This window comes from Variovorax sp. 10L426, from assembly GCF_056395305.1.
On record NZ_JBFTJF010000079.1, the window covers coordinates 1 to 495 of the forward strand.

Consider the following 495-nt stretch of genomic DNA (forward strand, 5'->3'; position numbering starts at 1 on the left):
ACGCTCATCACCGAGGAGATGGTCAAGTCGATGAAGCCGGGCTCGGTCATCGTGGACATCGCTGCGGGCAAGGGCCCGGAAGGCGTGGGAGGCAACTGCCCGCTGTCCGAAGCCGACAAGACAGTGGTCAAGCACGGCGTGACCATCGTGGGCGAAACCAACCTCGCCGCCCTCGTCGCCGCCGATGCCTCGTCGCTGTATGCGCGCAACGTGCTCGACTTCCTCAAGCTCGTACTGCCGAAGGAGGGCGGGCTCAAGATCGACCTCGAGGACGACATCGTCGCCGCCTGCCGCATGAGCCAGGACGGCCAGGTCACGAAGAAGTAAGCGAACAAGCAGCAAGCGAACAGCGAACAAGCGAGGAGAAGCCGCCATGGATCCCGTATCCCACACCGTCATCAACCTGATCATCTTCGTGCTGGCCATCTACGTGGGCTACCACGTGGTGTGGACCGTCACCCCGGCGCTGCACACGCCGCTGATGGCCGTCACCAA

At 63.4% G+C, this 495-nt stretch carries 2 pseudogenes; both read left to right on the top strand.

Going from position 1 to position 495, the window contains the following annotated elements:
- Positions 1–327 (top strand): annotated as a pseudogene (locus AC1DHL_RS29820) (NAD(P)(+) transhydrogenase (Re/Si-specific) subunit alpha); the annotation flags it as partial.
- 46 nt (positions 328–373) lie between these two features.
- Positions 374–495: pseudogene (locus AC1DHL_RS29825) on the top strand (proton-translocating transhydrogenase family protein); the annotation flags it as partial.